20 protein-coding genes are annotated in these 24,955 nt (G+C 69.9%); 11 read left to right on the forward strand and 9 right to left on the reverse strand.

The features are described from left to right. Window positions 1–112: 112 nt before the first annotated feature. Window positions 113–1,000 (forward strand): DUF2510 domain-containing protein, encoded by an 888-nt coding sequence (locus tag GV015_RS19050; RefSeq protein ID WP_201299388.1) that lies wholly within the window; start codon window positions 113–115, stop codon window positions 998–1,000. Between the two features lie 8 nt (window positions 1,001–1,008). Here the strand turns inward: GV015_RS19050 and GV015_RS12475 are convergent, their stop codons facing one another. From GV015_RS12475 to GV015_RS12485, 3 genes are read right to left on the reverse strand one after another with little or no spacing between them, the layout of a single operon-like run. Beyond that, entirely contained in the window at window positions 1,009–1,587 is a 579-nt protein-coding gene (locus tag GV015_RS12475) for an AAA family ATPase (protein WP_159878651.1), read from the reverse strand. Between the two features lie 9 nt (window positions 1,588–1,596). Beyond that, a complete protein-coding gene (locus GV015_RS12480; RefSeq protein ID WP_159878653.1) occupies window positions 1,597–2,895 on the reverse strand; it encodes an MFS transporter in 1,299 nt (432 codons plus the stop codon). Window positions 2,896–2,955: 60 nt separating this feature from the next. Continuing rightward, entirely contained in the window at window positions 2,956–3,603 is a 648-nt protein-coding gene (locus tag GV015_RS12485) for a bifunctional 4-hydroxy-2-oxoglutarate aldolase/2-dehydro-3-deoxy-phosphogluconate aldolase (protein WP_159878655.1), read from the reverse strand. Between the two features lie 91 nt (window positions 3,604–3,694). Here GV015_RS12485 and GV015_RS12490 point away from each other — a divergent pair, with 91 nt between their 5' ends. Beyond that, on the forward strand, window positions 3,695–4,486 hold the full coding sequence (locus tag GV015_RS12490) for a DeoR/GlpR family DNA-binding transcription regulator (protein ID WP_124769268.1): 792 nt from the start codon (window positions 3,695–3,697) through the stop codon (window positions 4,484–4,486). 115 nt (window positions 4,487–4,601) lie between these two features. Further along, window positions 4,602–4,979: a thioredoxin gene (gene trxA / locus GV015_RS12495; protein ID WP_056006082.1), complete on the forward strand. Its 378-nt coding sequence runs from the start codon at window positions 4,602–4,604 to the stop codon at window positions 4,977–4,979. 20 nt (window positions 4,980–4,999) lie between these two features. Here trxA and GV015_RS12500 read toward each other — a convergent pair whose 3' ends face one another. The 5 genes from GV015_RS12500 to GV015_RS12520 are packed head-to-tail and all read right to left on the reverse strand — an operon-like array spanning window position 5,000 to window position 13,519. Beyond that, window positions 5,000–7,390 (reverse strand): glycosyl hydrolase family 95 catalytic domain-containing protein, encoded by a 2,391-nt coding sequence (locus tag GV015_RS12500; RefSeq protein WP_159878657.1) that lies wholly within the window; start codon window positions 7,388–7,390, stop codon window positions 5,000–5,002. Next, window positions 7,390–8,688 carry a glycoside hydrolase family 27 protein gene (locus tag GV015_RS12505; RefSeq protein WP_236555439.1) on the reverse strand — a complete coding sequence of 433 codons (1,299 nt, stop codon included), beginning with the start codon at window positions 8,686–8,688 and terminating at the stop codon, window positions 7,390–7,392. Before GV015_RS12505 ends, GV015_RS12500 begins: the two co-directional genes overlap by 1 nt. Further along, window positions 8,685–10,220 carry an alpha-N-arabinofuranosidase gene (locus GV015_RS12510; RefSeq protein ID WP_159878659.1) on the reverse strand — a complete coding sequence of 512 codons (1,536 nt, stop codon included), beginning with the start codon at window positions 10,218–10,220 and terminating at the stop codon, window positions 8,685–8,687. Before GV015_RS12510 ends, GV015_RS12505 begins: the two co-directional genes overlap by 4 nt. Window positions 10,221–10,257: 37 nt before the next feature. Beyond that, window positions 10,258–12,468 (reverse strand): alpha-galactosidase, encoded by a 2,211-nt coding sequence (locus GV015_RS12515; RefSeq protein ID WP_159878661.1) that lies wholly within the window; start codon window positions 12,466–12,468, stop codon window positions 10,258–10,260. Window positions 12,469–12,520: 52 nt separating this feature from the next. Continuing rightward, window positions 12,521–13,519, reverse strand: a complete 999-nt coding sequence (locus GV015_RS12520) for a LacI family DNA-binding transcriptional regulator (protein ID WP_124769272.1) — start codon at window positions 13,517–13,519, stop codon at window positions 12,521–12,523. A 258-nt stretch (window positions 13,520–13,777) separates the two neighbouring features. Here GV015_RS12520 and GV015_RS12525 point away from each other — a divergent pair, with 258 nt between their 5' ends. From GV015_RS12525 to GV015_RS12555, 7 genes are all read left to right on the forward strand, one after another. Then, window positions 13,778–15,037, forward strand: coding sequence for an ABC transporter substrate-binding protein (locus tag GV015_RS12525; protein WP_159878663.1), 1,260 nt, complete (start codon window positions 13,778–13,780; stop codon window positions 15,035–15,037). Between the two features lie 82 nt (window positions 15,038–15,119). Next, window positions 15,120–16,079, forward strand: coding sequence for a carbohydrate ABC transporter permease (locus GV015_RS12530; protein WP_079705845.1), 960 nt, complete (start codon window positions 15,120–15,122; stop codon window positions 16,077–16,079). Further along, window positions 16,079–16,972: a carbohydrate ABC transporter permease gene (locus GV015_RS12535; protein ID WP_162852288.1), complete on the forward strand. Its 894-nt coding sequence runs from the start codon at window positions 16,079–16,081 to the stop codon at window positions 16,970–16,972. The genes GV015_RS12530 and GV015_RS12535 overlap by 1 nt, the downstream gene beginning before the upstream one ends. After that, window positions 16,969–19,323 (forward strand): beta-glucosidase, encoded by a 2,355-nt coding sequence (locus GV015_RS12540; RefSeq protein WP_159878665.1) that lies wholly within the window; start codon window positions 16,969–16,971, stop codon window positions 19,321–19,323. The genes GV015_RS12535 and GV015_RS12540 overlap by 4 nt, the downstream gene beginning before the upstream one ends. A 2-nt stretch (window positions 19,324–19,325) precedes the next feature. Further along, entirely contained in the window at window positions 19,326–21,578 is a 2,253-nt protein-coding gene (locus GV015_RS12545; protein WP_159878667.1) for a beta-L-arabinofuranosidase domain-containing protein, read from the forward strand. A 49-nt stretch (window positions 21,579–21,627) separates the two neighbouring features. Continuing rightward, window positions 21,628–22,638 (forward strand): LacI family DNA-binding transcriptional regulator, encoded by a 1,011-nt coding sequence (locus GV015_RS12550; protein WP_158596572.1) that lies wholly within the window; start codon window positions 21,628–21,630, stop codon window positions 22,636–22,638. A 36-nt stretch (window positions 22,639–22,674) separates the two neighbouring features. After that, the gene (locus GV015_RS12555; RefSeq protein ID WP_159878669.1) at window positions 22,675–23,379 is read left to right on the forward strand and encodes a cyclodeaminase/cyclohydrolase family protein; all 705 of its coding nucleotides are present in this window, start codon (window positions 22,675–22,677) and stop codon (window positions 23,377–23,379) included. 7 nt (window positions 23,380–23,386) lie between these two features. Here the strand turns inward: GV015_RS12555 and GV015_RS12560 are convergent, their stop codons facing one another. Then, window positions 23,387–24,394, reverse strand: a complete 1,008-nt coding sequence (locus GV015_RS12560) for a diacylglycerol kinase family protein (protein WP_236555440.1) — start codon at window positions 24,392–24,394, stop codon at window positions 23,387–23,389. Window positions 24,395–24,473: 79 nt separating this feature from the next. Here GV015_RS12560 and arfB point away from each other — a divergent pair, with 79 nt between their 5' ends. Then, window positions 24,474–24,896 (forward strand): alternative ribosome rescue aminoacyl-tRNA hydrolase ArfB, encoded by a 423-nt coding sequence (arfB, locus tag GV015_RS12565; RefSeq protein ID WP_159878673.1) that lies wholly within the window; start codon window positions 24,474–24,476, stop codon window positions 24,894–24,896. Window positions 24,897–24,955: the final 59 nt, after the last annotated feature.

The following is a 24,955-nucleotide window of genomic DNA, read 5'->3' on the forward strand; positions in this document are numbered from 1 at the left end:
ACCTGGCTCGCACGATGTTCGACAACGGCGGCTTGCCGCGATGACTCGCAGACGGGACACTGGGGTCGCTGCATGGACGTCATGAGCGTGATCTTCGGGGGAAGGAGCAGCGATGACCGCTGCACCGGGATGGTACGAGGCGGGGACGCCGGGCAAGCTGCGCTGGTGGGATGGAACGCGGTGGACCGCTCAGGAGGCCGACGCCGCGCGACCGGTGCAGCAACAGCAGGTGCCGGTCGCACCGCTGGCGCCGACTCCCATGGTGTCGCCGTCGCAGCTGCCGTCCGGACCGCAGCTGGGCTGGTATCCGACCGGGCCGGATCAGCTCCGATGGTGGGACGGCTCGCACTGGACGGGGCTCAGGGTCAAGAACGGGAAGCCCGGGACCGATTGGGCGACCACCGAGCAGCCGAGCTTGGCCTGGGTGTTCGGATCGGTCTTCCTCGTGCTGGCGATCGCGCAGTTCAGCCTCGGCGCGCTGTCCACCCACCTGTCGTTCAACGGATTCCCGATGCTCCTCCTGACGCTGCTCTGGTTCGGTATCGCCGCCCAGACGACCGCCGTGCGGCGGATCCCGCAGCCGGTCGGCACCCCGGTGGTCACGGACGTGGTCCGTCCGTTACCCGGTGAGCAGGACGGTCCCGGTGCCGGTTGGTACTCCGTGTCGTCTCGGGCGACGAGGTGGTGGACCGGCTCACGCTGGGCCCAGTACGTCGGAACCCAGTACGGCATCCGGCCGACGTTCCATGGAGCGCGCGCGTTCCGCACCTATCTCGTCATGTCCTGGGTCGTCCTCGGGATCGGTGTGCTCGCCGTGATCGTCGGTGTGGTCATCCTCGTCAACAGCAGCGGCGACGGCTACGGCTTCCTCGGAGGGTTCATCGGCGGCATCGTCGTGGGTGGCGGTGTCCTGTTCGCGGTCCTCGGCGGGGTGCTCCTGATCATGTCGCGGAAACAGCGCCGGCTCCTGCTCCTCCCGGAGCAGCCGCCCGGGCACTGACGGGCGCGTCACGCCAGGGCGGCGAGCGCTTCGTCGAGGCGTTCGGCGGCTTCGCCGTCGGCGCTGTTGTCGAACAGGATGTGGTGGGCTCCACGCCATCGGCACTCAGCCGCCTGCGCGGTCGCCCAGAACTCGTCCCAGTTCGCCAGTTTCCAGGTGTCCCGCTCATAGCCTCTGGCGTGCACGCGATCCTTGACGCGAGTGCCGTCGACGGTCACGTGCACGACGACGATGTCGACCTCCCGCGGCCACGAGTGCTCGCTCGCCGCCTCCTCGAGGAACCCACTCTGCGGGAAGTACCGCACGAACGGTGCGTCGAGGACGACCGACATGCCGAGTCTGAGGTTGTCTCCGGCGAGCCGGAGGAGGGTCCGGTACTCGAGGTCCATCACGACCCGCTGGTAGTACTCGTTGTTGTCCCGTTCGTCCTTATCGGTGCCGGCGGCCTCGAGAAGGGTCTCGGTGAAGAACGTCGCCACCGAGTCCTTGTCGAGGTAGGCCGCCGACACCCGCTCGGCGATGAGCGCGCTCACCGTCGATTTCCCTGACCCCGCGGGGCCGATGACGAAGTAGAGTTTCGGACTCATCGGGTCACGCTACGCCGTCACGGCCGCGGCCGGACGTTCCTTGACGAACAGTCCGTACGACAGCGCGCCGACCAGGAGGAGTACGCCGCCGATGAGGAAGACGAGGGTGTAGTTGCCGTCCGTCGCCGTGAGGATCGCACCGGTGACGACGGGTGCGACGGCCGCCCCCATGAACCCACCGAAGTTCTGGATCGCGCCGAGCGACGCGACCTGGTTGGACGGGGCGATGTCCGAGGCGAGGGTCCACAGGCAGCCGATGGGGACCTGCGACGCGAAGTATCCGACCGACAGCAGCGCGACGGCGAGGGCGGTGTTGTCCACGTAGGCGACGGGGAGCACGCTCGCGGCTGCGAGGAGCGCGCCGCCGACGATCGGGATCTTCCGGGCGCGGACGGTACCGACGCCCCGCTGCACCAGACGGCTCGAGAGCCATCCGCCGAAGACGACGCCGACGATGCCGCAGAGGAACGGGAGCGAAGCCAACCATCCACTGTCGGCGAGGCTGAAGCCGCGGGCGGTCTGGAGGTAGCTGGGGAGCCAGGTGAGGTAGACCCACACGGTGTAGAAGATGCCGAAGGCCCCGAGCACCATGAACCAGGTGTTGCGGTGCTTGAACAGCTGGCCCCAGGCGACCTGCTCCACCGTGGCGACCACACGGGCCTCGGCCTCGGCGCCCTTGATCATCGACTGCTCCTTGAGCGTCGGATCACGGTAGATGCGGAGCCAGACGAGCGCGATGACGATCCCGAACGCGCCGACGATGATGAACATGCCTCGCCAGCTCATGGTGAGCAGGAGGAAGGTGAGGAGTGGCGGGGCGATCGCGTTGGCGATCTGCGAGCCCGTGTTCACGAGGGACACCGGGAGCGCGCGCTCCGACTTGTTGAACCAGCGCTCATTGACCTTCAGCGCGGAGGTGAAGAACGGCGACTCGGCGATGCCGAGGGCGACGCGGGCCGCGTACAGGAAGCCGAACGAGTTCGCGGCGGCGGTCACCATCGAGACGAGCGACCACGCACCGGCGGCGAACGCGAACATCTTCTTCGGACCGAACTTGTCGACGAGGAAGCCCGCCGGCAGGTTCGCGATGGCATAGGGCCAGGAGAACGCCGACAGCAGCAGCCCCATCTGGAGGGCATTGAGTCCGAACTCCTGAGCGATCGTCGTGTTCGCCACGCTCAGCGTGGATCGATCGAGGTAGTTCACGACCCCGCCGAGCACGAGGAACCCGACCAGGAACCATCGGATCCGGACGCTCTTCTTCTCGGCTTTGGTGAGGACCGGTGCCTCGCTGTCGATCTGGCTCATGCCATGCACTCCTTCGTGTGGTGGTGGGTACTGCGTCGCGCTGGGCGCGAGGAACGGGTGTCAGGCCCGAGCGGCGGCGATCGCCGCGAGGAACTCCTCAGCTGCGCGGGTGACCTTGCCGTAGTCGCCGTCGGCGCGTGCTGCCTTCGTGACCGCGCTGCCGACGCCCACGGCGACGGCCCCGGCGGCGAACCAGGTCCCGACGTTCTCGGGTGTGGCTCCGCCCGCGGGGAGGATCGGTGCCTGCGCCAATGGCGCCCGGACCGTCTTGAGGTATTCGGGTCCGGCGATCTCGGTGGGGAACAGCTTGACGATGTCGGCGCCGGCGGACATCGTGTCGACGATCTCGGTCGGTGTGAACGCCCCGCTGATCGAGACGGCCTGGTAGCGCGCTGCGGTGCGGATCATGCCTTCGTCGAGGTTGGGACTCACGAGGATCCGGGCACCGGCCTGGATGCAGGCGAACGCGGCCTCGGCGTCGAGGACGGTCCCGGCACCGATGGCGACTCCCTGATCGGCGTACTCCTCGGAGAGGGTGCGGATGGCGCCCAGGGCGTCGGGGACGGACAGTGTGATCTCGAGGGCACGGAAGCCGCCCGCGATCGCCGCCCGCGCGACCTGGATCGCCTCGTCGGTGCTGTCGAGGCGCAGGATGAGGATCGCGCCGGTCTCGTGGATCGTGCCGAGGACGTCGTATTTGGTAAGCATCGCGGATCACATTACCCCATGGATTCACATAGATTCACATATCGTCTCAAAATCACGACGATCGATCTCTGCGGACCGATAGGCTCGCGGCATGAGTTCCTCCTCGCCCCTGATCCCGGAGCAACGCCACCAGGAGATCCTCCGCCTGTTGCGGAGCGCGGGCGTGTTGAGCATCCGGCACATCGTCGAGCTCCTCGGTGTCTCCCACATGACGGTGCGTCGCGACATCGCCGCATTGGAGGAGGGCGGTCAGGTCGTCTCGGTGCAGGGCGGCGTCCGACTGAGCGAACGGAGCGGATCGGAACCACCCCGGGAGCGGGCGTCGAGAGCGGGGCTCGAACTGCCGCGGAAGCGTGCGATCGCCGAACTCGCCGCCGGCCTGGTCGAGGACGACATGGTCCTGTTCCTCGACGCCGGCACCACGTGCGAGGCCGTCGTCCCGTTCCTCGCCGACCGACGGAACCTCACCGTCGTCACGAACGACTTCCTGGTGGTCACGACACTCCTCGACCACCCGGGGATCGAGACCATCCACACGGGCGGCGTCGTCGACGTCTCCAGCGGATCGTCCAGCGGGGCCCTCGCCGCGGCGACCCTGGGCGCCGTCAACCTCGACGTCGTCTTCCTCAGCACGGGGACCTGGGATCTCGCGCACGGCGTCACGACGCCGGTGTCCGACAAAGTGGTGCTGAAGCAGGCGGCGATGGCCGCCGGGTCGAGCTGCGTGCTGCTCGCCGACAGTACGAAGTTCGGGACGTTCGAACGGTTCAACGTGACACCACTCGACGGGCTCGACGCGGTCGTCTCCGACACCGATCTGCCCGAGGACGTCGCCGAGTCGCTCACCGACATCGGGCTCGACCTGCGCCTCGCCGCCGTCTGACGTCACGATCGTCGTGCCACCGACTCCGCTGCGGTAGGGGAGGACGGCCCGTCGTCCGCGGGTAGGCTCGTCAGTCGGATGCGACGCGTCCGACCACCGATCCGAAGGGCACACGATGACCACGCAGGAACTGACCATCTCGAACTTCGAGGACACCGTGTCGGCCGAAGGCATCGTCCTGGTCGACTTCTGGGCCGAGTGGTGCGGCCCGTGCAAGGCTTTCGGCCCCGTCTTCGAGCAGTCGAGCGAGCAGCACCAGGACGTCGTGTTCACCAAGGTCGACACTGAGGCGAACCAGGAACTCGCGAGCGGGATGCAGATCACGTCGATCCCCACGCTCATGGCGTTCCGCGACGGCGTGCTCGTCTTCTCGCAGGCCGGCGCCCTCCCCGCCCCGGCACTCGAGGACCTCATCTCGCAGGTGCGCGGTCTCGACATGTCCGAGGTGCACGCCGCCATCGCCGCGGCGAAGGCCGAGGCACAGGCCGAGTAGCCGACGTCCGGAGGAGGCGGTCAGTCCTCCGGATCGCCGGGCGGACGCGCGAACTCAAGCCGGTGGACACCGGGCTCGTCGAGCCTGATCCGCCGCCGCCCGGCCGGCGCGCCGTCCTCCAACCGGGTCGGCAGTGCGCCGCCAGGGCCCGCGATGGCGATCATCGAGCCGTCATCCGGGAGCTCGACGAGCACGCCGCCGGCCGTGAGACGCAGGGTCGCCGCGACGGGGCGATGACGGCTCCACTCGACATCCACGACGTGTCCACCCCGGACCCGGAACCCCCGGAAGCTGCCGGCCGACCACTCGGCCGGGAGGGTCGGCAGCAGCGACAGGACACCGCCGTGCCCCTGGACGAGCAGCTCGACGACACCGGCCGTCCCACCCAGGTTGCCGTCGACCTGGAACACGTCGTCGAGGTCGCCCATCGGGTGCAGGTCGAGCAGCGAGGCCGATGACAGCGGACCGAGCAGCGTGTCGAGCGCCTCGGACGCGAGCCCCGGATCACGGAGTCGTGCGGCCAGGCAGAGGACCCAGGCCATGCTCCACCCGGTTCCGCCACCGCCGTTCGCGAGTCTCCGTCGCAGTGCGCGTCGGGCTGCCTCGAATTGCTCGGGCGTGGCCGATTCGGTGATCCGGGTCCCCGGGTACAGGCCGTACAGGTGGGAGAGGTGTCGGTGGCCGGGCTCGGTCGGCTCCCGCTCCTCGGCCCACTCCAGGAGTGTTCCGTCGCGGCCGACCTGCGGCAGTCGGAGGGTGGCCACGGTGTCGCGTGCTCGAGCCAGGAGCCCGACGTCCGCGATGCCGTCGCCGACCCGCTCCGCGAGGGCGAGGTACTCGCGGAGGCACTCGTGCGCCAGCTCCTGGTCCATCGCCACGCCGGCCGTCACTGCCGCCGTGTGATCCGTGTCGACCACGAACCGGTTCTCCGGTGAGGTCGACGGACTCACGACCAGCGATCCGGCGGCATCCGTGACGACCATTCCCAGGACGAACGAGACCACCGGCTCGACGGCCTGCAGGACGGCGACGCGTGCGGCGTGATCAGCACCGCCGTCGTCCAGACGGCGGTGGAGGTGCGCGACGAGCCAGGGGAGCGCGCTCGGCCAGTTCGCCCAGTGCGCGTCGAGCGGCACGGCGTCCGTGTGCCTCCAGAGGTCGCTGTTGTGGTGGGCTGCCGCCCCGTCGAGGCCGTAGGACTCGCCGGCGGTGCGCTGCCCGGCGTCCACCAGTTCGCCGATGAACCGGGTGAGTGGCTCGACCAGGTCACCCAGGCCGGTGCTCTCCGCCGGCCAGTAGTTCATCTGGAGGTTGATGTTGGTGGTGAAGTTCCCGCTCCAGGGTGGCCTGACCTGATCGTTCCAGACCCCCTGGAGGTTCGCCGGTTCGGTCCCCGGTCGGGAGCTGCCGATGAGGAGCGCCCGTCCGAGGTCGAAGTAGCGCTCCGCGAGGTCGGCCGACGCGCACGCCGATGCCGAGAGGTCCAGGTCGACGCGGTCGAAGAGCGACCGATGGTCGGCGACGTGCCGATCGAGCAGCGCTTCGCTGGATCGCTGCAACGCACGCGAGACCGTCCCCTGGGTGTGCTCCAGCAGCGTGGACGGGTCGCCCGACGGTCGTTCTCGCCACCCGCGGTGCCCGGAACGTGCACCGGCGACGAGGCGGAACCCGCCCGGGATCGGCTGCACCGCGACCACCAGCGCCCAGGCCATGCCTGCGTCGACGAGACCGTCGGCGTCCGGGACGTCGGTCGGGTAACGGATGGCCTCGTCATCGTCACCGCCGAGATACGAGGGTCGCACGCTCGCCGGCGCACGGCCGGTCGCCGACCACCACCGGGTGTCGCCGACCGTGCGCTCCTCCGTCCTCGACGGGTGCGGCGTCGCGAACCCGACCAGCGGTTCACGGACACCGTCACCCAGCAGCTCGACGACCAGCACGTCGTCCACCGCCGACACGAACGCGTGGAGCGTGACCGCCTCGCCACCGCTCGTGGACGTCGTCTCGACGACGCCGCGCGCGAGATCGGAGGTCCGTGTCGAGCGCGAACCGTCGTCGGGCGACGCGTAATCGATCGTGAGGCGGCCGAGCGGCTGGAAGGACTCGGTGAACGTGCTCCCGCGCAGTGCAGCCGCGCGGGCATCGGCCGCCACGGAATCGCCGTCGGCGATCGCCCGGCGAACGGACGCCAACGTGCCGGGACGCGGGCGGCCCGCCAGCCCACCACCGGGGCGTCGCGGACCTCCCGACCACAACGTGTCCAGGGAGAGGTCCATGCCCTCCCGTCCGGGCACGCCGTCGAGCGCCGCGCCCAACGTCCCGTTCCCGATGAGGAACCGATCGACGAACCGGGTGGCCGGTCCGTCGAGTTCGATTCGATGACGCTCGACGCGCTGCTGTCGGTGATCCATCAGTGGTCGAGTCGGAGCAGCACGGCACCATGCGCGGGCAGGGCCGTGTCGACGGCACCGTCGACGACCGGCAACGGCCGACCACTCCACAGCTCCGTGACGGACGATCGATCGGCGCAACCGAGATCGGCCAGGTGGACCCGCAGCTCGGTGTCCGCATCCCCGAGCCAGAACACCGCGCGCCACCGGGTCTCGCCGAGCTCAGCCGCCCAGACGACGAGGTCGCCGTCGCGGATGATCTCCCGGCTCCCGTCGCTGCCGAGCAGTGCGAGCACGTCCGGGTTCGTCAGGAGCGCGAGCGTGTGCGCCGGGGTGTCCGGGAGGTGGCCGCCGAAGAAGAGCGGCGACCGGCCGATGCACCAGAGGGTCATGAGCGTCCGTTGTTCGGCCAGGGTGAGGCGGCTCAGCCGGTCCGAACCGACGTGGGCTCGGATGCCGATCCGCCCGAGCGGGAGCATGTCCGCATCGGCCCACGCCCCCGGACGCTGGAGGGGCGCCCAGCGGGCCAGGCGCTGGAACTGTTCGCGTACCGCCGACCAGTCGTCCCAGAGGTCGTCCGAGATCCGCCACAGCTGCGCCGTCGATCGAAGGGTGTCGAGGTGCTCGGTCGAAAGTCGCTTCCCCGGGGACAGGCTGAGCACCATCGGTCGACCGGTCGCGTCGATCGCGCGCGAGATGGCCTCGATCTCGGCGGTCTGGATCGGTGGGTAGAGCACGTCGTCGAGCTTGACGAGGTCGACACCCCACTCGGCGAGCTGCGCCATGACCGAGTCGTAGTAGGCCTGGGCGCCGGGGGCGGTCAGGTCGACGCCGACGTTGTCGGGATTCCACGGGCAGACGTTCGTCGGATCCGCGATCTCCCCGCAATGGGCGGTCGAGCCGAGGATCGGCAGCTCGAGGTCGACAGCCCGCCGCGGCACGCCTCGCATGAGGTGCACCCCGAAACGGAGCCCGAGCGCGTGCACGCGGTCGGCGAGCGCGCGGAAGCCGCCCGACGCCGCAGACGGGAACCGGTTCGGCGCGGGTTGCGGTCGGCCCCAGGCGTCGAGCGTCGGCTGGGAGATGCGCTCGTAGTCGCCGACGCCGGGCGCCGGTTCGTACCACTGGATGTCGACGACCACCGTGTCCCACCCGACGGGCAGCAGGTGCTCGGCCAGGAACGCGGCGTTGGCAAGTACCTCGGCCTCCGTGACGGACCCTCCGAAGCAGTCCCAGCTGTTCCAGCCCATCGGCGGGCGGTCCGCCCGCGCCCGACGTGCTGCACGCACCTCGGTGACCGCGATCTCCACCTCGCTCATGGAGCGACGACCTGAGCCGTGATCGTGGCGAACGAGTGCGGTGGGAGCGTGACGCGAAGACCCGTCGGTGTGACGTCGAGACCCGTGAGCGGTCGCGGTGACACGGCGTCGGTCTCACCGGGACGGTTGTGGGCGTCGGGCCGCGCAGCGGTGAGCAGCCGGCCGTGCGGCTCGACCACGGACCCGCCACGGACGTCGACCTCGATGACGAGTGGCGCGTCGAGGTCGACGTTCGTCAGCGAGCAATGGAGGACGCCGTCCTTGACGCTCGCCGAGGCGGAGACGGTCGGGATGCCACCCGCGTGTGCGGCGTCGGCGTCGCGGACCGGCCCGACCACGTGCGTCGGGAGGGACGTGGCGTCCTGGTGCGGGCTGTTCATCTCGAAGACGTGGAAGGTGGGCGTCCGGACCATCTCGCCGCCGTCGGGATCGGTCAGGAGCATCGCCTGCAGGACGTTGACCGTCTGCGCGATGTTGGCCATGCGCAGCCGGCCCGCGAAGCGGTGGAACACGTCGAAGTGCCAGGCCGCGACCATGGCGTCGCGGATGGTGTTCTGCTGGAACAGATGCCCGGGGTGCGTGCCCGGCTCGACGTCCCACCAGGTGCCCCACTCGTCGAGCACCATGCCGAACCGTTCCTCCGGGTCGTACACGTCCATGACGGCGGCGTGCGACGACAGCAGCTGCTCGACGCCCTGTGCTGCGGTGATCGTGCTCCAGTACTCCGCGGCGTCGAACCCGGTCGCGCTGCCCTTCGCCTTCCAGCTGCCGCCGATCGTGTAGTAGTGCACCGAGACGGCTTCCCAGGGGGTCGCCGAGAACGGGTGGGTGGCCACGTCGGCGACGACCTCCATCAGCGTCTTGGTCCAGGCCACGTCGAACTCGTCGGCGCCGGCGGCGACCCGGTAGAGCGGGACCTTCCCGCCGCTCTCGCAGAACGTGCCGAATTGGCGTGCCAGGTCCGCGTACGCGCCGGCGCGCAGGTTGCCACCGCACCCCCAAGGCTCGTTTCCCAGCCCCCAGAACGGGACGTCCCAGGGCTCCTCCCGGCCGTTCGCCCGACGCAACTCGGCCATCGGGGTCTCCCCGGCACCGGTCAGGTACTCGATCCAGTCGGCCATCTCCTGCACCGTGCCCGAACCGAGGTTGCCCGAGACGTAGGCGTCGGCGCCGAGGAGCTCGCACAGCTCCATGAACTCGTGGGTGCCGAACGCGTTGGTCTCGCTCGTCCCGCCCCATTGCGTGTTGACGAGCTTCGGGCGGTCCTCGCGAGGTCCGATGCCGCTCGTCCAGTGATAGCGGTCCGCGAAGCATCCGCCCGGCCAGCGGAGGTTCGGGATGCGCAGTTCGCGGAGCGCCTCCACGACGTCGAGCCGGATGCCGCCGATGTTCGGCACGGGCGAGTCCTCGCCGACCCAGAAGCCGTCGTAGATCCCGCGCCCGAGGTGTTCCGCGAAGTGGCCGTAGACGTGTCGATTGATCGTGGGGCCCGGCCGGTCGAGGTCGACGGTGACGGTCGCAGTGGAGTCCATGGGTGATGTGGTCCTGTTCTGTGCAGCGGGTCGTGGGTCAGACGGCGGTCACGAGGATCGTGATCGCGCGGTCGGGCTGGAAGGTGGGGAGGTCGAGGCCGATCACGGCGAGCTGGCCACCGCTCAGCACGGGCGCCGCCGCGAGCGTGGCCGGGTCGGCGTCGAGTGGCGGCGCATCCCGGAGCCAGTGGGGGATCACCCAGCGCGGGCCGAGGGAGTCGTCCTGCGCGACGGCGAGGCGGTAGTGACCGTCCGGGCGGAGTCCGGGAAGGCGGACCCGACGACGGGAGTCGGCCGACCGCGGGGGAGTCACGAGGGTGTACAGCGCGGTGGTACCGTCCTCCGCGACGACCCCGCGCAGGGTCGGAGCGTCGTGGTCCCACTCGCCGTCGCCGACGACGCGGCCGGTGGCGATGAGTCCGCGATGATGCGTGAACACGGCGATCCATCTGGCGAGGGTCGTCCGATCCGCATCGTCGAGCTCGCGCAGATCCCACTCCACGCCGAAGTGCCCGAGGAGGGCGACCGCGCACCGGGTGTGGAGCGTGTGCGTGCGTCCGGTCGTGGCCGATCTGGCCGAGGCCACGTGCGATCCCAGCATCTCGGGCGGGACGAGGAGCCCCGTCCACCGGAGCATGCGGGCCCGCTCGATCGGGTCGTGGTTGTCGGAGGTGTGGACTCGATCGGACCGTTCGAGGATGCCGAGGTCGACGCGGCCTCCGCCAGACGCGCAGCTCTCGATCTCGAGGTGCGGGTGCCGCGATCGGATCTCGTCGAGCAGCCGGTAGAGGGCTTCGGTCTGGTCGTGCACGGCTGCCCGCCCGGTCGACGGATGCCCGGCATCGACGAGGTCGCGGTTGTGGTCCCATTTCAGGTACGCGATCCCGAGCTCGCGGACCAGTGTGTCGATGGCCTGCAGGATGTGATCGAAGGCCGCCGGATTGCCGAGATCGAGCACCTGCTGGTGCCGGACGGGCGACGGGAGCTCGTCCCTCGCCCGCAGGATCCAGTCCGGGTGCTCGCGTGCGAGGTCGGAGTCCTCGTTGATCATCTCGGGTTCGAACCACAGCCCGAACTCCATGCCGAGCGATCGCACTCGGTCGGCGAGCGGCGCGAGACCGTCCGGCCAACGCTCGGGGTCCGGTGTCCAGTCGCCGAGGCCGCGGGTGTCGTCGTGACGTCCGCGGAACCATCCGTCGTCGAGCACGTAGCGCTCGACGCCGATGGCCGCGGCCCGTGTCGCCAACTCGGAGAGGACGTCGAGGTCATGATCGAACAGGACCGCCTCCCAGACGTTCAGGGTGACGGGGCGCGGACGCCGAGCCGCCCGCGAGGTCGAGCGCAGCCAACGGTGGTACCGCGACGAGGCGGCATCGAGGCCGACGCCGTAGGCCCCGTACACCCATGGAGTCCGGTGGTCCTCGCCAGGGCCGAGTCGGACCTCGCCGGGCAGGAGCAGCTCGCCGCCACGGAACGCGAGGTGTCCGTCGGTGCGTTCGACGCCGATCGTGTGGTTGCCGCTCCAACCGACGTGGCACAGCCAGACGTCACCGGTCCGGCTGTCGAACCCCGGTATTCCGATCGCGGTGACCCCGGTGGCGTCGAGACCGGGGCGACCGTGCCGCGACTCGCGGAGGTGTGTCCCGGTCGTGACCGGAAGCCGCTGCGGCAGCTTCTCGTTGCCCCACCGACCGGCGAAGTCGAGGATCTCCCGAGCCGACGTCGGGATCGGGAGGGCCGGCACGACACCCTCGATCTCCAGGAGATCGTCGCCCCGGTTCGTGACCGTCACGCGCGTGCGCAGCAGGCCACTCGGTGTCAGTTCGATCGCCACGAGGAGAGCGATGCCGGTCTGGTCGTCGACCGCGGTCACCTCGACCAGCGCGGCGCCGCACTGCCGCACCTCGCCGGCCGGGAGGGCCGCTCTGTCGACCTCGACCGAGGCCACGTCGAAGCGCGACGACCAGGCCGTCCCGGCGCGATGCGCCCGGAGGCCGGGGAGACCCGACCAGCCCGACGCGTGCTCGGGCAACAGGCTCGGCTCGTACGGCGCGTCCGATCCGTCGACGAGGTCGCCGCGCACGGTGGCTGTGGCCGCGGCAAGCCACTCGAGGTCGTCGGCATCGACGGCGGCACCCCAGTGCGCGATCGTCGGGAGGCGGGTCCCGTGCTGGACGAGGACGACGGAGAGGCCGTCGCACTGCAGATGGACGACGCGGTGTTCGAGCGTCGCTGAGAGGTCGGACATGGTTCCTCCGGAGCGGTCGGTGAGGCGGGTGTGACGGCCGGTGGGCCGAAGGTCAGGCTGAGTCCCGGACGACGAGCGTGGTGTCGAGCCAGCGCGGAGCGGTCGTCCGACCGGCGATGAGCTCCATGACGAGTTCCGCGGCGACCCTGCCCATCTGCTCCAACGGCTGACGGACCGAGGTCAGCGGTGGCTCCGCGGTTGCCGCGACGACCGTGTCGTCGAATCCGACGAGCGCGATGTCGTCCGGGACCGTGCGGCCACTGGCCTCGAGGACGCGCATCGCTCCGACCGCCATGAGGTCGGAACCCGCGAAGACGGCGTCGAGGTCCGGGTACCGGGAGAGCAACCGTGCCATGGCCGACGACCCGCTCGGCATGGTGAAGTCGCCTCGGGCGACCGCACGGGTGTCGAGGCCGCGTTCGGTGAGGACGTCTCGCCAGCCTCGGACACGGTCGCTGGACGCGGCCATGTCGGCAGGGCCCGAGATGACGCCGATCCGCGTGCGGCCGAGCGCGATCAGGTGTTCGGCCGCGAGCCGACCGCCGGCGTAGTTGTCGGAGTCGACGAAGGTGACGTCCTCCGTGTGCTCACCCATCGGGCGGCCGACGAAGACGATGGGGAGGTCCACCGAGGCGAGCGCCTGGGTGATGGTACTGATCTCGTGCTGCAGGATCACCACCGCCCCGTCCACGTAGTGCGCCGCCAGGTAGGCGACGAGCGCGTCGAGTTGGCGCGGGTCGGCGAGGAAGAGCGCGGGCTGCTGGGCTGCCGACAGGAGCGCGGCGGTGGCGCCCTTCAGCGGTGCCGCGACGAACGATCCGGAGAACGGTTCGAGCTCGCCCGCCGCGAGGACGATCGCGACGGCGCCCGTCCTGCCTCCGGCGAGCGACCGGGCTGCGACGTTCGTGCGGTAGGCCAGTCTCGCGGCCGCTTCGCGCACTGCGACGACCATCGAGGCGTCGACCGTCGAGGCACCGGCGAGGACCCGCGACGCGGTCGCTCGGGAGACGCCGGCCTCTCGGGCGACGTCGACCAGGGTCGGTTTGCGCATCCTCGCTCCTTTGCGATCGTCCACCTGCCGGTGGTCTGGCAACGAGCATCGCAGAATCCGAGAGAGCGGTCTCCGAGTTGCGCAATATTGCCCTGGTGCCCTGGAACCCCGCTGCCTATGGTGATCACCACGCCCGAACGGTCCGGATGCTCCCCGATCCAGTCGACATCGGCGCGAGCCGGAGAGCGATCTCCGGCCGGTGACCGCAACGTAGCGCGACACCGCGGAACACGATCCCGCATAGGAGGGGGATTTCCAGTGAAATTCCGTCTTGCAGCAGCAGCAACCGTCGCCGTCATGGTCGGCGCCCTGGTCACCGGTTGTTCCGGGTCCGGCGGCGGCGATGACAAGACCTTCCAGTTCTGGTCCTTCACGGGCATCAACCAGAAGGCCGATGTCGAGAAGTACAAGGAAGCGCACCCCGACATCACCGTCAAACTCACCGAGGTCGGCAGCACGCAGGAGACCGCCCAGGCGCTCACCGCGGCGTTGGCCGGCGGTAAGGTCCCCGACCTGGTGCTCATCCAGGGGGACGACATGCCCAATTTCGTCGCCAACCCCGACAACTTCGTCGACCTGAGCACGATGGGTGCCGACGACATCTCCGGGGACTACCTGCCGTGGGTCTGGGACCAGGCGGTGGCCCAGAACGACGCCGTCATCGGGGTACCGACCGACGTGGGCGGGATGTCGATGGCGTACCGCGCCGACCTCTTCGAGGCCGCCGGCCTGCCGTCCGACCCGGACGAGGTCGCGGCACTCTGGCCCACCTGGGACGACTTCATCTCCGTCGGCCAGCAGTACGTCGCCGCCACCGGGAAGCCGTTCCTCGACAACGCCGGCACCTCGGTCTTCTTCCAGACCGTGAACCAGGTCGACGAGAAGTACTACACGCCCGAGGGTGAGCTCGTGTACGACACGAATCCGCAGGTGAAGGAGGCGTTCGACATCTCGATCAAGGCGATCGAGGCCGGCATCACCGCGAACGTCCCCGCCTTCTCCACTGGCTGGAGCACGGGCAAGACCAACGGCGCCTTCGCCGCGATGGCAGCTCCGTCCTGGATGCTGAAGAGCATCAAGACGGACGCGCCCGACACCTCGGGCCAGTGGCGCGTGACGACGGTGCCCAAGGTCGCCGGCAACTGGGGCGGCAGCTACCTCGCCATCCCGAAGCGCGCGGCGAACCCGGAGGCGGCGTGGGCCTACATCAAGGAGATGCAGTCACCCGAGTCGCAGCTGCAGAACTTCACCGACACCGGCGCCCTGCCCAGCACGGTCTCCGCGTACGAGTCCACCGCGATCGCCGACTACACCGACCCGTTCTTCGGCGACTCGAAGATCGGTGCCGTGCTCGGCAAGTCCTTGCAGGAGTTCAAGCCGTTCTTCAACGGTCCGGAGACGGCGACGATCGGTTCGGCGATGATCAACACCGTGACGGACGTCGAAGCCGGCAACACCCCACCGGACAAGGCGTGGGACGTCGCGATGAAGGCCGTGAAAGACGCCCTCGGCGGCTGACCCGACGACCCCGTCCACCCGTCCGCTCCGACCCGGGGCGTTCCGGCCGAGCAACACGCCGGAACGCCCCTGAAGGAACATCGTGACCACGCACATCGCCCCACCTCGGCTGCTGCCGAAACAATCGCCACCCGGTATCGGGACGCGGATCCGCAACACCCTGCCGGAACGCTTCGCCCCCTACGTCTACATCGCCCCGTTCTTCCTGATCTTCGCCGTCTTCGGCCTGATCCCGCTCCTGTTCACCTTCGTGGTGTCCCTCTTCGACTGGAACCCGATCGGTCAGCAGACCTTCATCGGCTTCGACAACTTCACCAGGCTCGCGGCCGACCCACGGTTCTGGAACGCGATGCTCAACACCTTCGCGATCTTCATCATCTCCACGGTGCCGCAGCTGGTCATCGCCCTGGGCCTCGCCCACCTGCTGAACCACGTCCGCCTGCGCTTCGCCACCGGGTTCCGGATGGCGATGCTCGTGCCGTACATCACCTCGGTCGCCGCGACCACGATCGTGTTCGCCCAGCTGTTCGACCGTGACTACGGGCTCTTCAACTACCTCATCAGCTTCTTCGGCGGTGATCACGTCGACTTCCTCAACGACAAGGTCGGCTCGTGGTTCCTCGTCGCGCTCATGGTCGTCTGGCGGTGGACGGGCTACACGACGCTGCTCTACCTGGCGGCACTGCAGGCGATCCCTCGCGACGTGTACGAGGCGGCCGCCGTCGACGGTGCCGGCGGTTGGAAGCAGTTCGTCTACATCACCATCCCGTCGTTGCGTCCCATCATCGTGTTCACGATCGTCACGTCGACGATCGGCGGGCTCCAGGTGTTCACCGAACCACTGCTGGTGAACCCGGCCACCGGCCTCACCTGCGGTGCGGCACGACAGTGCCAGACGCTCACGCTGTTCCTCTACGAGCAGGGCTTCGGCCAGTTCGAGTTCGGATACGGCTCGGCGATCGGCGTCGCGCTGTTCGTGATCGTCGTCCTCGTCGCCTTGCTGAACTTCTTCCTGTCCACCCGCACCCGAGGAGGACGCTGATGTCCGAGACGCTCAACTCCACCCAGCTGATGGCGAGCGCGACCTCCGCCGGCCGGAAACGGAACGGCGGCCGGATCGGCCGCATCCCCTGGTACACCTACGTCCTCCTCGTGTGCGCCGTCATCGTGAGCATGTTCCCGCTGTACTTCATGTTCGTCGTCGCGACCACGGACTCGGCGACGGCGACCACCCTGCCACCGCGGCTGTATCCGGGCGACAACCTGTTCCACCTCGTGGGGCTCGTGCTCGAGACCGTGCCGTTCATCCAATCGATGATCAACAGCCTCATCGTCGCGCTGTCGATCGGCGTCGGATCGGCCCTGCTCTGCGCCCTGGCCGGGTTCGCCTTCGCGAAACTGGAGTTCCGCGGCCGCAACGCGCTGTTCATCCTCGTCGTCCTCACCATGACCGTGCCGACGCAGCTGAGCGTGATCCCGCAGTACCTGATCATCTCCGCGCTCGACTGGGTCGACACCTTGCAGGCACTCATCGTCCCCGGCCTCGCGAGCGCGTTCGGCATCTTCTGGATGCGTCAGCACATCTCGAGCTCCGTGAGCGACGAGCTGCTCCAGGCGGCGAGGCTCGACGGTGCCAACACCTGGCAGATCTTCTGGCGGATCGTCTTCCCGGTCATCCGACCGGCGGCGTTCGTCCTGGGACTGCTCGGCTTCGTCGGATCCTGGAACGACTTCCTCTGGCCGTTCATCGTCCTGAAGTCGCCCGAGATGTACACGGTCCAGATCGCGATCAAGGCCCTGCAGTCGCAGCGGTCGATCGACCTCGGCCTGGCGATGGCCGGGTCGTTCCTGGCCACCATCCCACTGCTCATCGCGTTCATCTTCGTCGGGAAGCGCATGGTGACGGGGATCATGGACGGAGCGTTCAAGGGATGACCCTGCAACACGACGGCGTCACGCCGACCACGTCGGGCATCGTCCGCGGCGTCTGGAACGACCGACGGGCGTCACCCGTCGAGCGGGCGCGAGCACTCCTCGATGAGATGACCCTCGAGGAGAAGGTCGGTCAGCTCGGTTCGGTCTGGTTCACCGACACGGCGGGCGACTTCGCGCCGAGCGTGGACGGCTCCGACGACCCGGCTGCGCCGACATCGGCGCCCACCGGCGACTTCACGGGTGGCCTCGGGCAGTTGACGCGCATCTTCGGGACCGAACCGGTGACGGTGGCCGAGGGCGTCGATCGCCTGCGGGAACGGCAACGGCAGGTCGTGGCCGGCAACCGGTTCGGCATCCCCGCGATCGCACACGAGGAGTGTCTGACAGGGTTCGCCGCGTACGGTGCGACCGCCTTCCCGACGCCGCTCGCCTGGGCCGCCTCGTTCGACGAGGAGCTCGTGGAGCGGATGGCTGAGGCGATCGGAGACGACCTCCGTTCGGTCGGTGTCCATCAGGGACTCGCGCCGGTCCTCGACGTCGTCCGGGACTACCGCTGGGGCCGGGTCGAGGAGACGCTGGGAGAGGACCCCTACCTCGTCGGCCAGCTCGGCGCCGCGTACGTGCGTGGTCTCGAGCGGTCCGGGGTCGTGGCGACGCTCAAGCACTTCGCGGGCTACGCCGCCTCCCGAGGCGCGAAGAACCACGCCCCGGTGAGCATGGGGCTCCGCGAGCTCGCCGATGTCGTGCTTCCGCCGTTCGAGACGGCGATCCGGCTCGGGGGAGCGCGAAGCGTGATGAACGCCTACACCGATCTCGACGGCGTCCCCGCGGGCGCCAGTGTCGAGTTGCTCACCGGCATCCTGCGCGACGACTGGGGTTTCGACGGCACCGTCGTCGCCGACTACTGGGCGATCCCGTTCCTGGCGACCATGCACCATGTCGCGAGCGACGCGGCGGAAGCCGGCGCGCTCGCCCTCACCGCCGGGATCGACGTCGAGCTCCCGGAGACCGCCGGCTACGGCGCCGGCCTCGTCGGGCTCGTCCAGGACGGGGCGCTCGACGAGCGGCTGGTCGACCGGGCCGTGCTCCGGCACCTGCGGCAGAAGATCGAGCTCGGCCTGCTCGACGGGGGTCCGCTCGTGCCGGAGCACGCCGCATCGACCGATCTCGACGGCCCCCGCAACCGCGCCATCGCGACGCGCCTGGCCGAGGAGTCGGTCGTCCTCCTCCGGAACCGCGCCGTCCTCCCGCTCCAGACCACCGCGCGCGTCGCCGTGATCGGGCCGGCGGCCGACCAGTTCCGCAGTCTCGTGGGCTGCTACGCGTTCCCCAACCACGTGCTGTCGAAGCACCCCGGGCACGATCTCGGCATCACCATCCCGACGATCCTGGACGCGGTGCGTACCGAGTTCCCGGCGGCGGACATCGTCGTCGAACCGGGATGCAGCATCACCGGGACCGGTCGGGAGGGCGTTCCGGCCGCCGTCGAGGCCGCCCGTTCAGCCGACGTCGTCGTGCTGGCCGTGGGCGACATCGCGGGCCTGTTCGGCGATGGTACTTCGGGAGAAGGCTGTGACGCCGAGGACCTGCGCCTCCCCGGGGGCCAGCACGACCTCGTGCTCGCCGTCCTCGCGACCGGGACGCCCGTCGTCCTGACCGTACTGTCCGGGCGACCCTATGCGCTGGGGGACTACGACCGGGCCGACGCACTGGTCCAGGCGTTCTTCCCCGGCCAGGAGGGCGCGGCGGCCGTCGCGGGGCTGCTGTCCGGCCGCGTGCAGCCGAGCGGACGTCTCCCGGTCCAGATCCCTCGCTCGCCGGCCATGCCGGGCACCTACCTGCAGCCGCCGCTCGGTCTGGCCTCCCGCGGGATCAGCGTGCTCGACCCCACACCGCTCTTTCCCTTCGGTCACGGCCTCACCGCCGGGGACGTCCGCTACCGCTCGCTCACGAGCGCGACGGGCCTCGCCGTCGACGGTGAGGTCCTCGTCGACGTCACGGTCGAGAACGTGGGTGTCGAGGACGCCGTCGAGGTGATCCAGCTCTACGGCACGGATCCGGTGGCCTCGGTCGTGCGCCCGTCGGTCGAGCTGCTCGCGTTCGCACGCCTCACGGTCGCTGCCGGGACGTCGGCCACGGTGCGTTTCTCGGTGTCGGCCGACCGGCTGTCCTTCACCGGGGTCGACGGCCGTCGGGTGGTCGAACCGGGGACGTATGTCCTGTCCGCCGGGCCGTCGGCACTCGAGCGTCCACTCACCCACACGATCGAGGTGACCGGCAGCCGGCGGGAGCTGGTCGGGCCGCGCGAGCTCCGCGTGGACTGGCGGCGCGTCGACGCGAGGAAGGCCTGACCATGCCGTTCGTCCCGATCTCCCAGGTCACCCTCACGGGTGGGCCCCTGTTCCAGGCGCAGGAGGCCGACCGCGCGTACCTGCGAGCCCTCGAGCCCGATCGCCTGCTCGCCCCGTTCCTCCGTGAGGCGGGCCTGGAACCCCGGGCGGCGTCCTACGACGACTGGGAGGTGCGCGGACTCGACGGCCACACCGCCGGGCACTACCTCTCGGCCTGCTCCCTGATGGTCGCCTCCACGGGAGACGACGTCCTGCGCTCCCGACTGGAGTACACGGTCGCCGAACTGGCCCGCGCACAGGATCATCTGGGGACCGGATACGTCGGTGGTGTCCCTCGGAGTGCCGAACTCTGGGCCGAGGTCGCAGCGGGGATCACCGAGTCGACCTTCCGCGCCGGCCGCTGGGTGCCCTGGTACAACCTGCACAAGCTGTACGCCGGTCTCATCGATGCTGCCCGCCTGACCGGGAGTCAGGTGGCGCGCGATGTCGTCCTGCGCCTCGCCACGTGGTGGGAGGAGCTCGCCGCAGGGATCGACGACGAGCACTTCCAGCTCATGCTCGAGACCGAGATCGGCGGAATGAACGAGGCGTACGTCGACCTCTTCGACCTCACGGGCGACCCCCGCCATCTCGCGATGGCCGCCCGCTTCACGTCGACCGCCCTCAGCGAACCGCTGTCGCGCCGGTCCGATGAACTGACCGGCCTGCACGCCAACACCCGCATCCCGCAGTTCGTCGGCTTCGCCGCGCTCGCCGCGCGGAATGGTGATGCAGCCCTCTCCGGTGCGGCGCGGTTCGCCTGGGAGACGATCCTGACGCGGCGCACGGTCGCGATCGGTGGCAACAGTGTCCGGGAGCACTTCCACGCCGTCGACGACTTCACCCCGATGACCGAGGACCGGGAGGGGCCGGAGACCTGCAACAGCTACAACCTGATCAAACTCGGCCGACGGCTCAGCGCCGACGAGTCCGACCCGGCGATCGCCGACGCGCTCGAACGGATCCTCTTCAACCACCTCCTGTCGTCGCAGCACCCCGAGCACGGTGGGCTCGTCTACTTCACCTCGATGCGACCCGACCACTACCGCGTCTACTCCTCGCCGGCGTACAGCTTCTGGTGCTGCGTCGGGACCGGCCTGGAGAGCCACGCGAAACACGGTGAGTCGCTGTACCGGTTCGACGACGACACGGTGTCGGTCGAGCTTTTCGCGCCCTCCGTCGTGCGGATCCCGGAACTCGGTCTCAAGCTGGAGCAACGGACGGCCTTCCCGTCCGACGGCGTGGTCGGACTCACCCTCGGGCTCGCCGGCCCGCGGCGGTTCCGTCTCCGCGTCCGAGTCCCCGGGTGGAGTGTTCCGACACCCGAGGTGTTCGTCAACGGCGCTCCAGTGACCGCCGGACTCGAACGCGGCCATCTCGCCGTGGATCGTGAGTGGAGCGACGGCGACACCGTGTCGTTCGAGCTCACGATGGGTGGCCGCGCCGAACCGTATCCGGACGGCTCGGACTGGACCTCGCTCCTCTGGGGTCCGTCCGTCCTGGCCGCCCGTGGCGAGTCGCTGCCGACCGACGTGGTGCTGGCCGGCCGCGCCCATGCCCCGCATACCGCCGTCGGCCCGCTGACCCCGCTCGCCTCGGCACCGATCGTCCCGCGGTCGGCTGTGCCCTACCGGGACGCCGACGGGCGACTCCGGATCGACTCCGACCGAGGACCGATCCCATTGGAACCGTTCGCAGGCCTGCACGACGCGCGGTACACCGTCACGTTCCCCGTGGCGTCGACGGCGGACGAGGATGCCATCGCTCGGCGCCGCACCGCCTTGGTCGAGCGGGATCGACGCGCCGCGAGCATCGACGGACGGACGGTCGACCGGGTCGCTCTGGGCGAGCAGCAGCCGGAGGCGGATCACGGGTTCGAGGGGGTGGCCAGCGCCAGCGGCGCGGTGGGTGGTGTCCGCTGGCGGAGCACGGCGGAGCGTCTGTCCGTGACGCTCGTCGACCCGCATCTCCTCGGCCGGGTCGTCAGAGTGACCTGGCTGCACGACCCGGCGGGCCACGGTTTCACCCTGGAGATCGACGGCACGCCGGTCGCTCCGCAGGAGGGCGGGCGAGACGACGACCTGGAGTGGGCCGAGTACCCGCTGACGCCCACCAGCGCCGGGTGGGGTGTCCGGCGGTTCGCGCTCGTCGCGCAGGCGGATCGCGAGACCCCGCGGTGCACCGAGCTCCGCGTGCTGACCGCCGAGGGGGCCTGACCACCGGGGTGGGCACGCGCAGCACCCCGGGATGCGGGACCATGGAGCCATGACGACGACGCCGGAGCGGGACGACCTCAGCGTGACGCTCGCGGACGTCGCCGCGAGATCCGGGTGCTCGGTGTCGCTCGTCTCCCGGGTGCTCGCCGGGAAGCGCCATGCATCCCCGGACACCCGGGACCGCATCCTCGCTGCAGCGCACGACCTCGGCTACGACCGGGCCGCGCAACGTCGAGGTCGGCCTCGCTCGGTGCCGCGTCTGCTCGACCTGGCGATGAGTCAGTGGGACGATCCCTGGGCGAACACGGTCGTGACGAGCGTGCGGCGGGCGGCCGCTGCGGCGAACTACGATCTGGTGCTCACCCCGGAGAGCGAGTCGATGGTCGACGACTGGCCCAGTCGGGCACGTGCGCGGGGATCGGCCGGTGTCGTCGTGTGCCTCATCCGTCCCAACGTCTCCCAGCTCGACATCCTCGCCTCGGCCAACATCCCCGTCGCGCTCCTCGATCCGCGTGCGGAGCCGGCGCGGAGTCTGCCGAGCGTCGGGTCCACCGACTGGCAGGGCGGCTTCGACGCGGGTCGGCATCTCGCCCGGCGGGGGACGCGTCGGTTCCTCATCATCACCGGCCGACCGAAGTACCGGTTCGGCCGTGCGAGGGAGGCCGGTTTCCGAGCGGCGGTCGAACGGCACGCCGACGGGGCGACGGTCGAGGAGATCTCGTCGCCCTGGTCCTCGGAGAGTGCGTTCGTCTCCGTGCGCAAGCTGCTCAGGCAGGGCGGGCTCCCGATCGGCGTCTTCAGCTGCAACGACGAGATGGCCTACGGCGTCTACCGCGCCGCTGAAGAGCTCCAGCTCCGCATCCCCGACGACATCCGGGTCGTCGGCTTCGACGATCTCCCGCAGTCCAGGTTGATGCCGCCGCCGATGACGACCGTGCGACAGCCGATGCGCGCGATGGCCGCGCGTGCGGTCCAGCTCGTCCTCGAGGCGGAGCCCGGGACGGACCCGGGGGACCGCGCGGAGTTCCCGACCGAACTCATCGTCCGCGCCTCGAGCTGACGCGGACGCGGACGCGGACGCGGGAGAATGGTCGCCATGACGGGATCAGCGGACACCGACGAGGTGTCGACGGAGCACTCGAGCGTGTCGACGTGGATGCAGGCGCTCGGCACGGCGACCGGGAACCCCGGCGGCGGGGCCGCATCCGGACTCATGCTGGCGATCGCCGCCGGCCTCACCGCGATGGTCGCCGGCTACACCCGAGCCACGCATGCCACCGAAGACGCGAGCGGGCGGGACTCGGCCGAGGCCGAGGCGACGATCGCTGCACTCCGCGCTCGCGCTGAGGCACGCTCCGAGCTGGCGCTGCGTCTGGCCGACGAGGACGCCCACGCCTCGCGAGCGTTCGGCAGTGCCTTCCGTCTACCGGCCGGCGTCGGACGCGACGAGGCGATCCGTGCTGCGTCCATCGAAGCGGCCGCGGCCTCGGCACGCCTGGGCGAGCATGCCGTTGACGCGATCGACGATCTCGCCTGGCTCACCGAGCACGGCAACCCGGCGTTGATCGCCGACGTGGCGGTGGCGATCGGCGCACTCCGCGCCGCGATCACGGGAGCTCGGACCAACGTCAGCTTCGATCTCGGTTCCGTCCGCAGCGCGCACGGCTCCCTCGAGGAGGTCCGCGCCGATGAGCCGCGCCTGTGGGAACTGGTCCCCGTGTTCGACCGAGCCCTCGAGCGGATCGACCGGCTCGCGGCGTCGATCGACCCCGAGGCCGCTCCCACCGACGCGGCGCCGTAGCCGGTGGTCAGCGCCCGCCGGGGCGCGCAGCCGGGCCGCTCGGAACCCGGACGATCAGGGCGTGGTGCAGGTTCCTCAGCGAGACCGAGATCACCGAACCGTGCGAGTCGCCGTCCAGTTGGATCTCCTGCGGCTCCTCGAGTCGGAGGTGCATCGTCCGCGCCTGCGCGTAGCTGATCGCGCGTGCCTTCGGCGAGAATCGACCGACCAGCCGGCCGAACCGCGTGCGGTGCAGCATCCGGTTGAACGTCAGGCGGTAGCCGATGTTCCCCCAACCCGGACCCTTGCCAGGGCGCAGCATGACGGCATCGAGCAGCCCGTCGTCCACGACGGCCTCGGGGAGCAGCAGGACACCACCGGTGAGCGTGCCGGAGTTGCCGACGATGATCGTGTGCGCTCGGGCGGCCGCCTCCGGGCGGTCGTCGAGTCGATAGTGCAGGTCGAACTGCCGGTTCCCGATGATGCTCCGCGCGATCGGATCGGAGTAGGCGAGCCAGCCGATCCGTCGCTTCAGCCGCTCATTGGTGTGGCCTGCCATGTGCGCATCGAGGCCGATACCGGCCATGACGAGGAAGACCTCGTCCCGGTTCGTGCCGTCGCTGCGCCCGAGACTGACCTGGCCGACGTCGACCACCTGGTCACGCCCTGAACAGGCGATGTCGACCGACCGCTTGAGGTCGCCCAACGGCAGGCCGAGCGCTCGGGCGAAGAGGTTCCCCGTTCCGGCCGGGACCAGCCCGAGGGGGATGCCGGTCGACGCGATGGCCTCGGCGGCGACCCGCAGCGTCCCATCGCCTCCCGCGACCAGGATGACCGAGGGGGCCGAGGCGATCGCGGCCGAGGCCGCTCCCCGGCCGTCGTCGTCGGCGCTCGTGTCGTGCCAGGTGGAGGGTGCCAGTCCGTGCGTCGATTCAGCGGCTGCGACGGCCGATCGGAGGATCTTGATGTCGACTTTGGAGGGATTGACGACGACCGCGGCGCGTTGACGTCCGCGTTCGGCTGGTGCATCGTTCACAGCGTCAAGGATAGGAGGCACCGGCTCGGAACCAGCGGTGGACGCGAACCGTGCCGCGGGTTCGTGAGACGCTTGCCCCATGGACCTCGAGGTGTCGCCCGGACTGACGATCCCGGCAGCCGAACTGCAGTGGCGTTTCTCCCGGTCGTCCGGCCCGGGCGGACAGCACGTGAACACCTCCGACAGCCGTGTCCAATTGACGTGGAGTGTGGCCGAGTCGACCGTCCTCACCGATGAGCAGCGCGACCGACTGCTCGAGCGGCTCGGCGCCCGGCTGGTCGGCGGAGCCATCACCGTGACCGTCTCCCGCGAGCGATCGCAGCTCCGGAACCGCGAACTCGCACTCGAAGCGCTGGCGACACGCATCAGGTCGGCTCTCGCGCCGCCGGCGCCGACGCGCCGGCCCACGCGTCCGACCCGCGGATCGGCGCGACGCCACCTCGCCGCGAAACAGCAGCGGAGCGCCACCAAACAGCAGCGGCGACGTCCCTCCGACGACTAGCGGGTCACACCGTCGCCTCCCGCAAGGGCGTGCGTCGGACGGCCCGGTCCATTAGCGTT

Source organism: Plantibacter sp. T3 (assembly GCF_902506515.1).
Taxonomy (GTDB): domain Bacteria; phylum Actinomycetota; class Actinomycetes; order Actinomycetales; family Microbacteriaceae; genus Plantibacter; species Plantibacter auratus.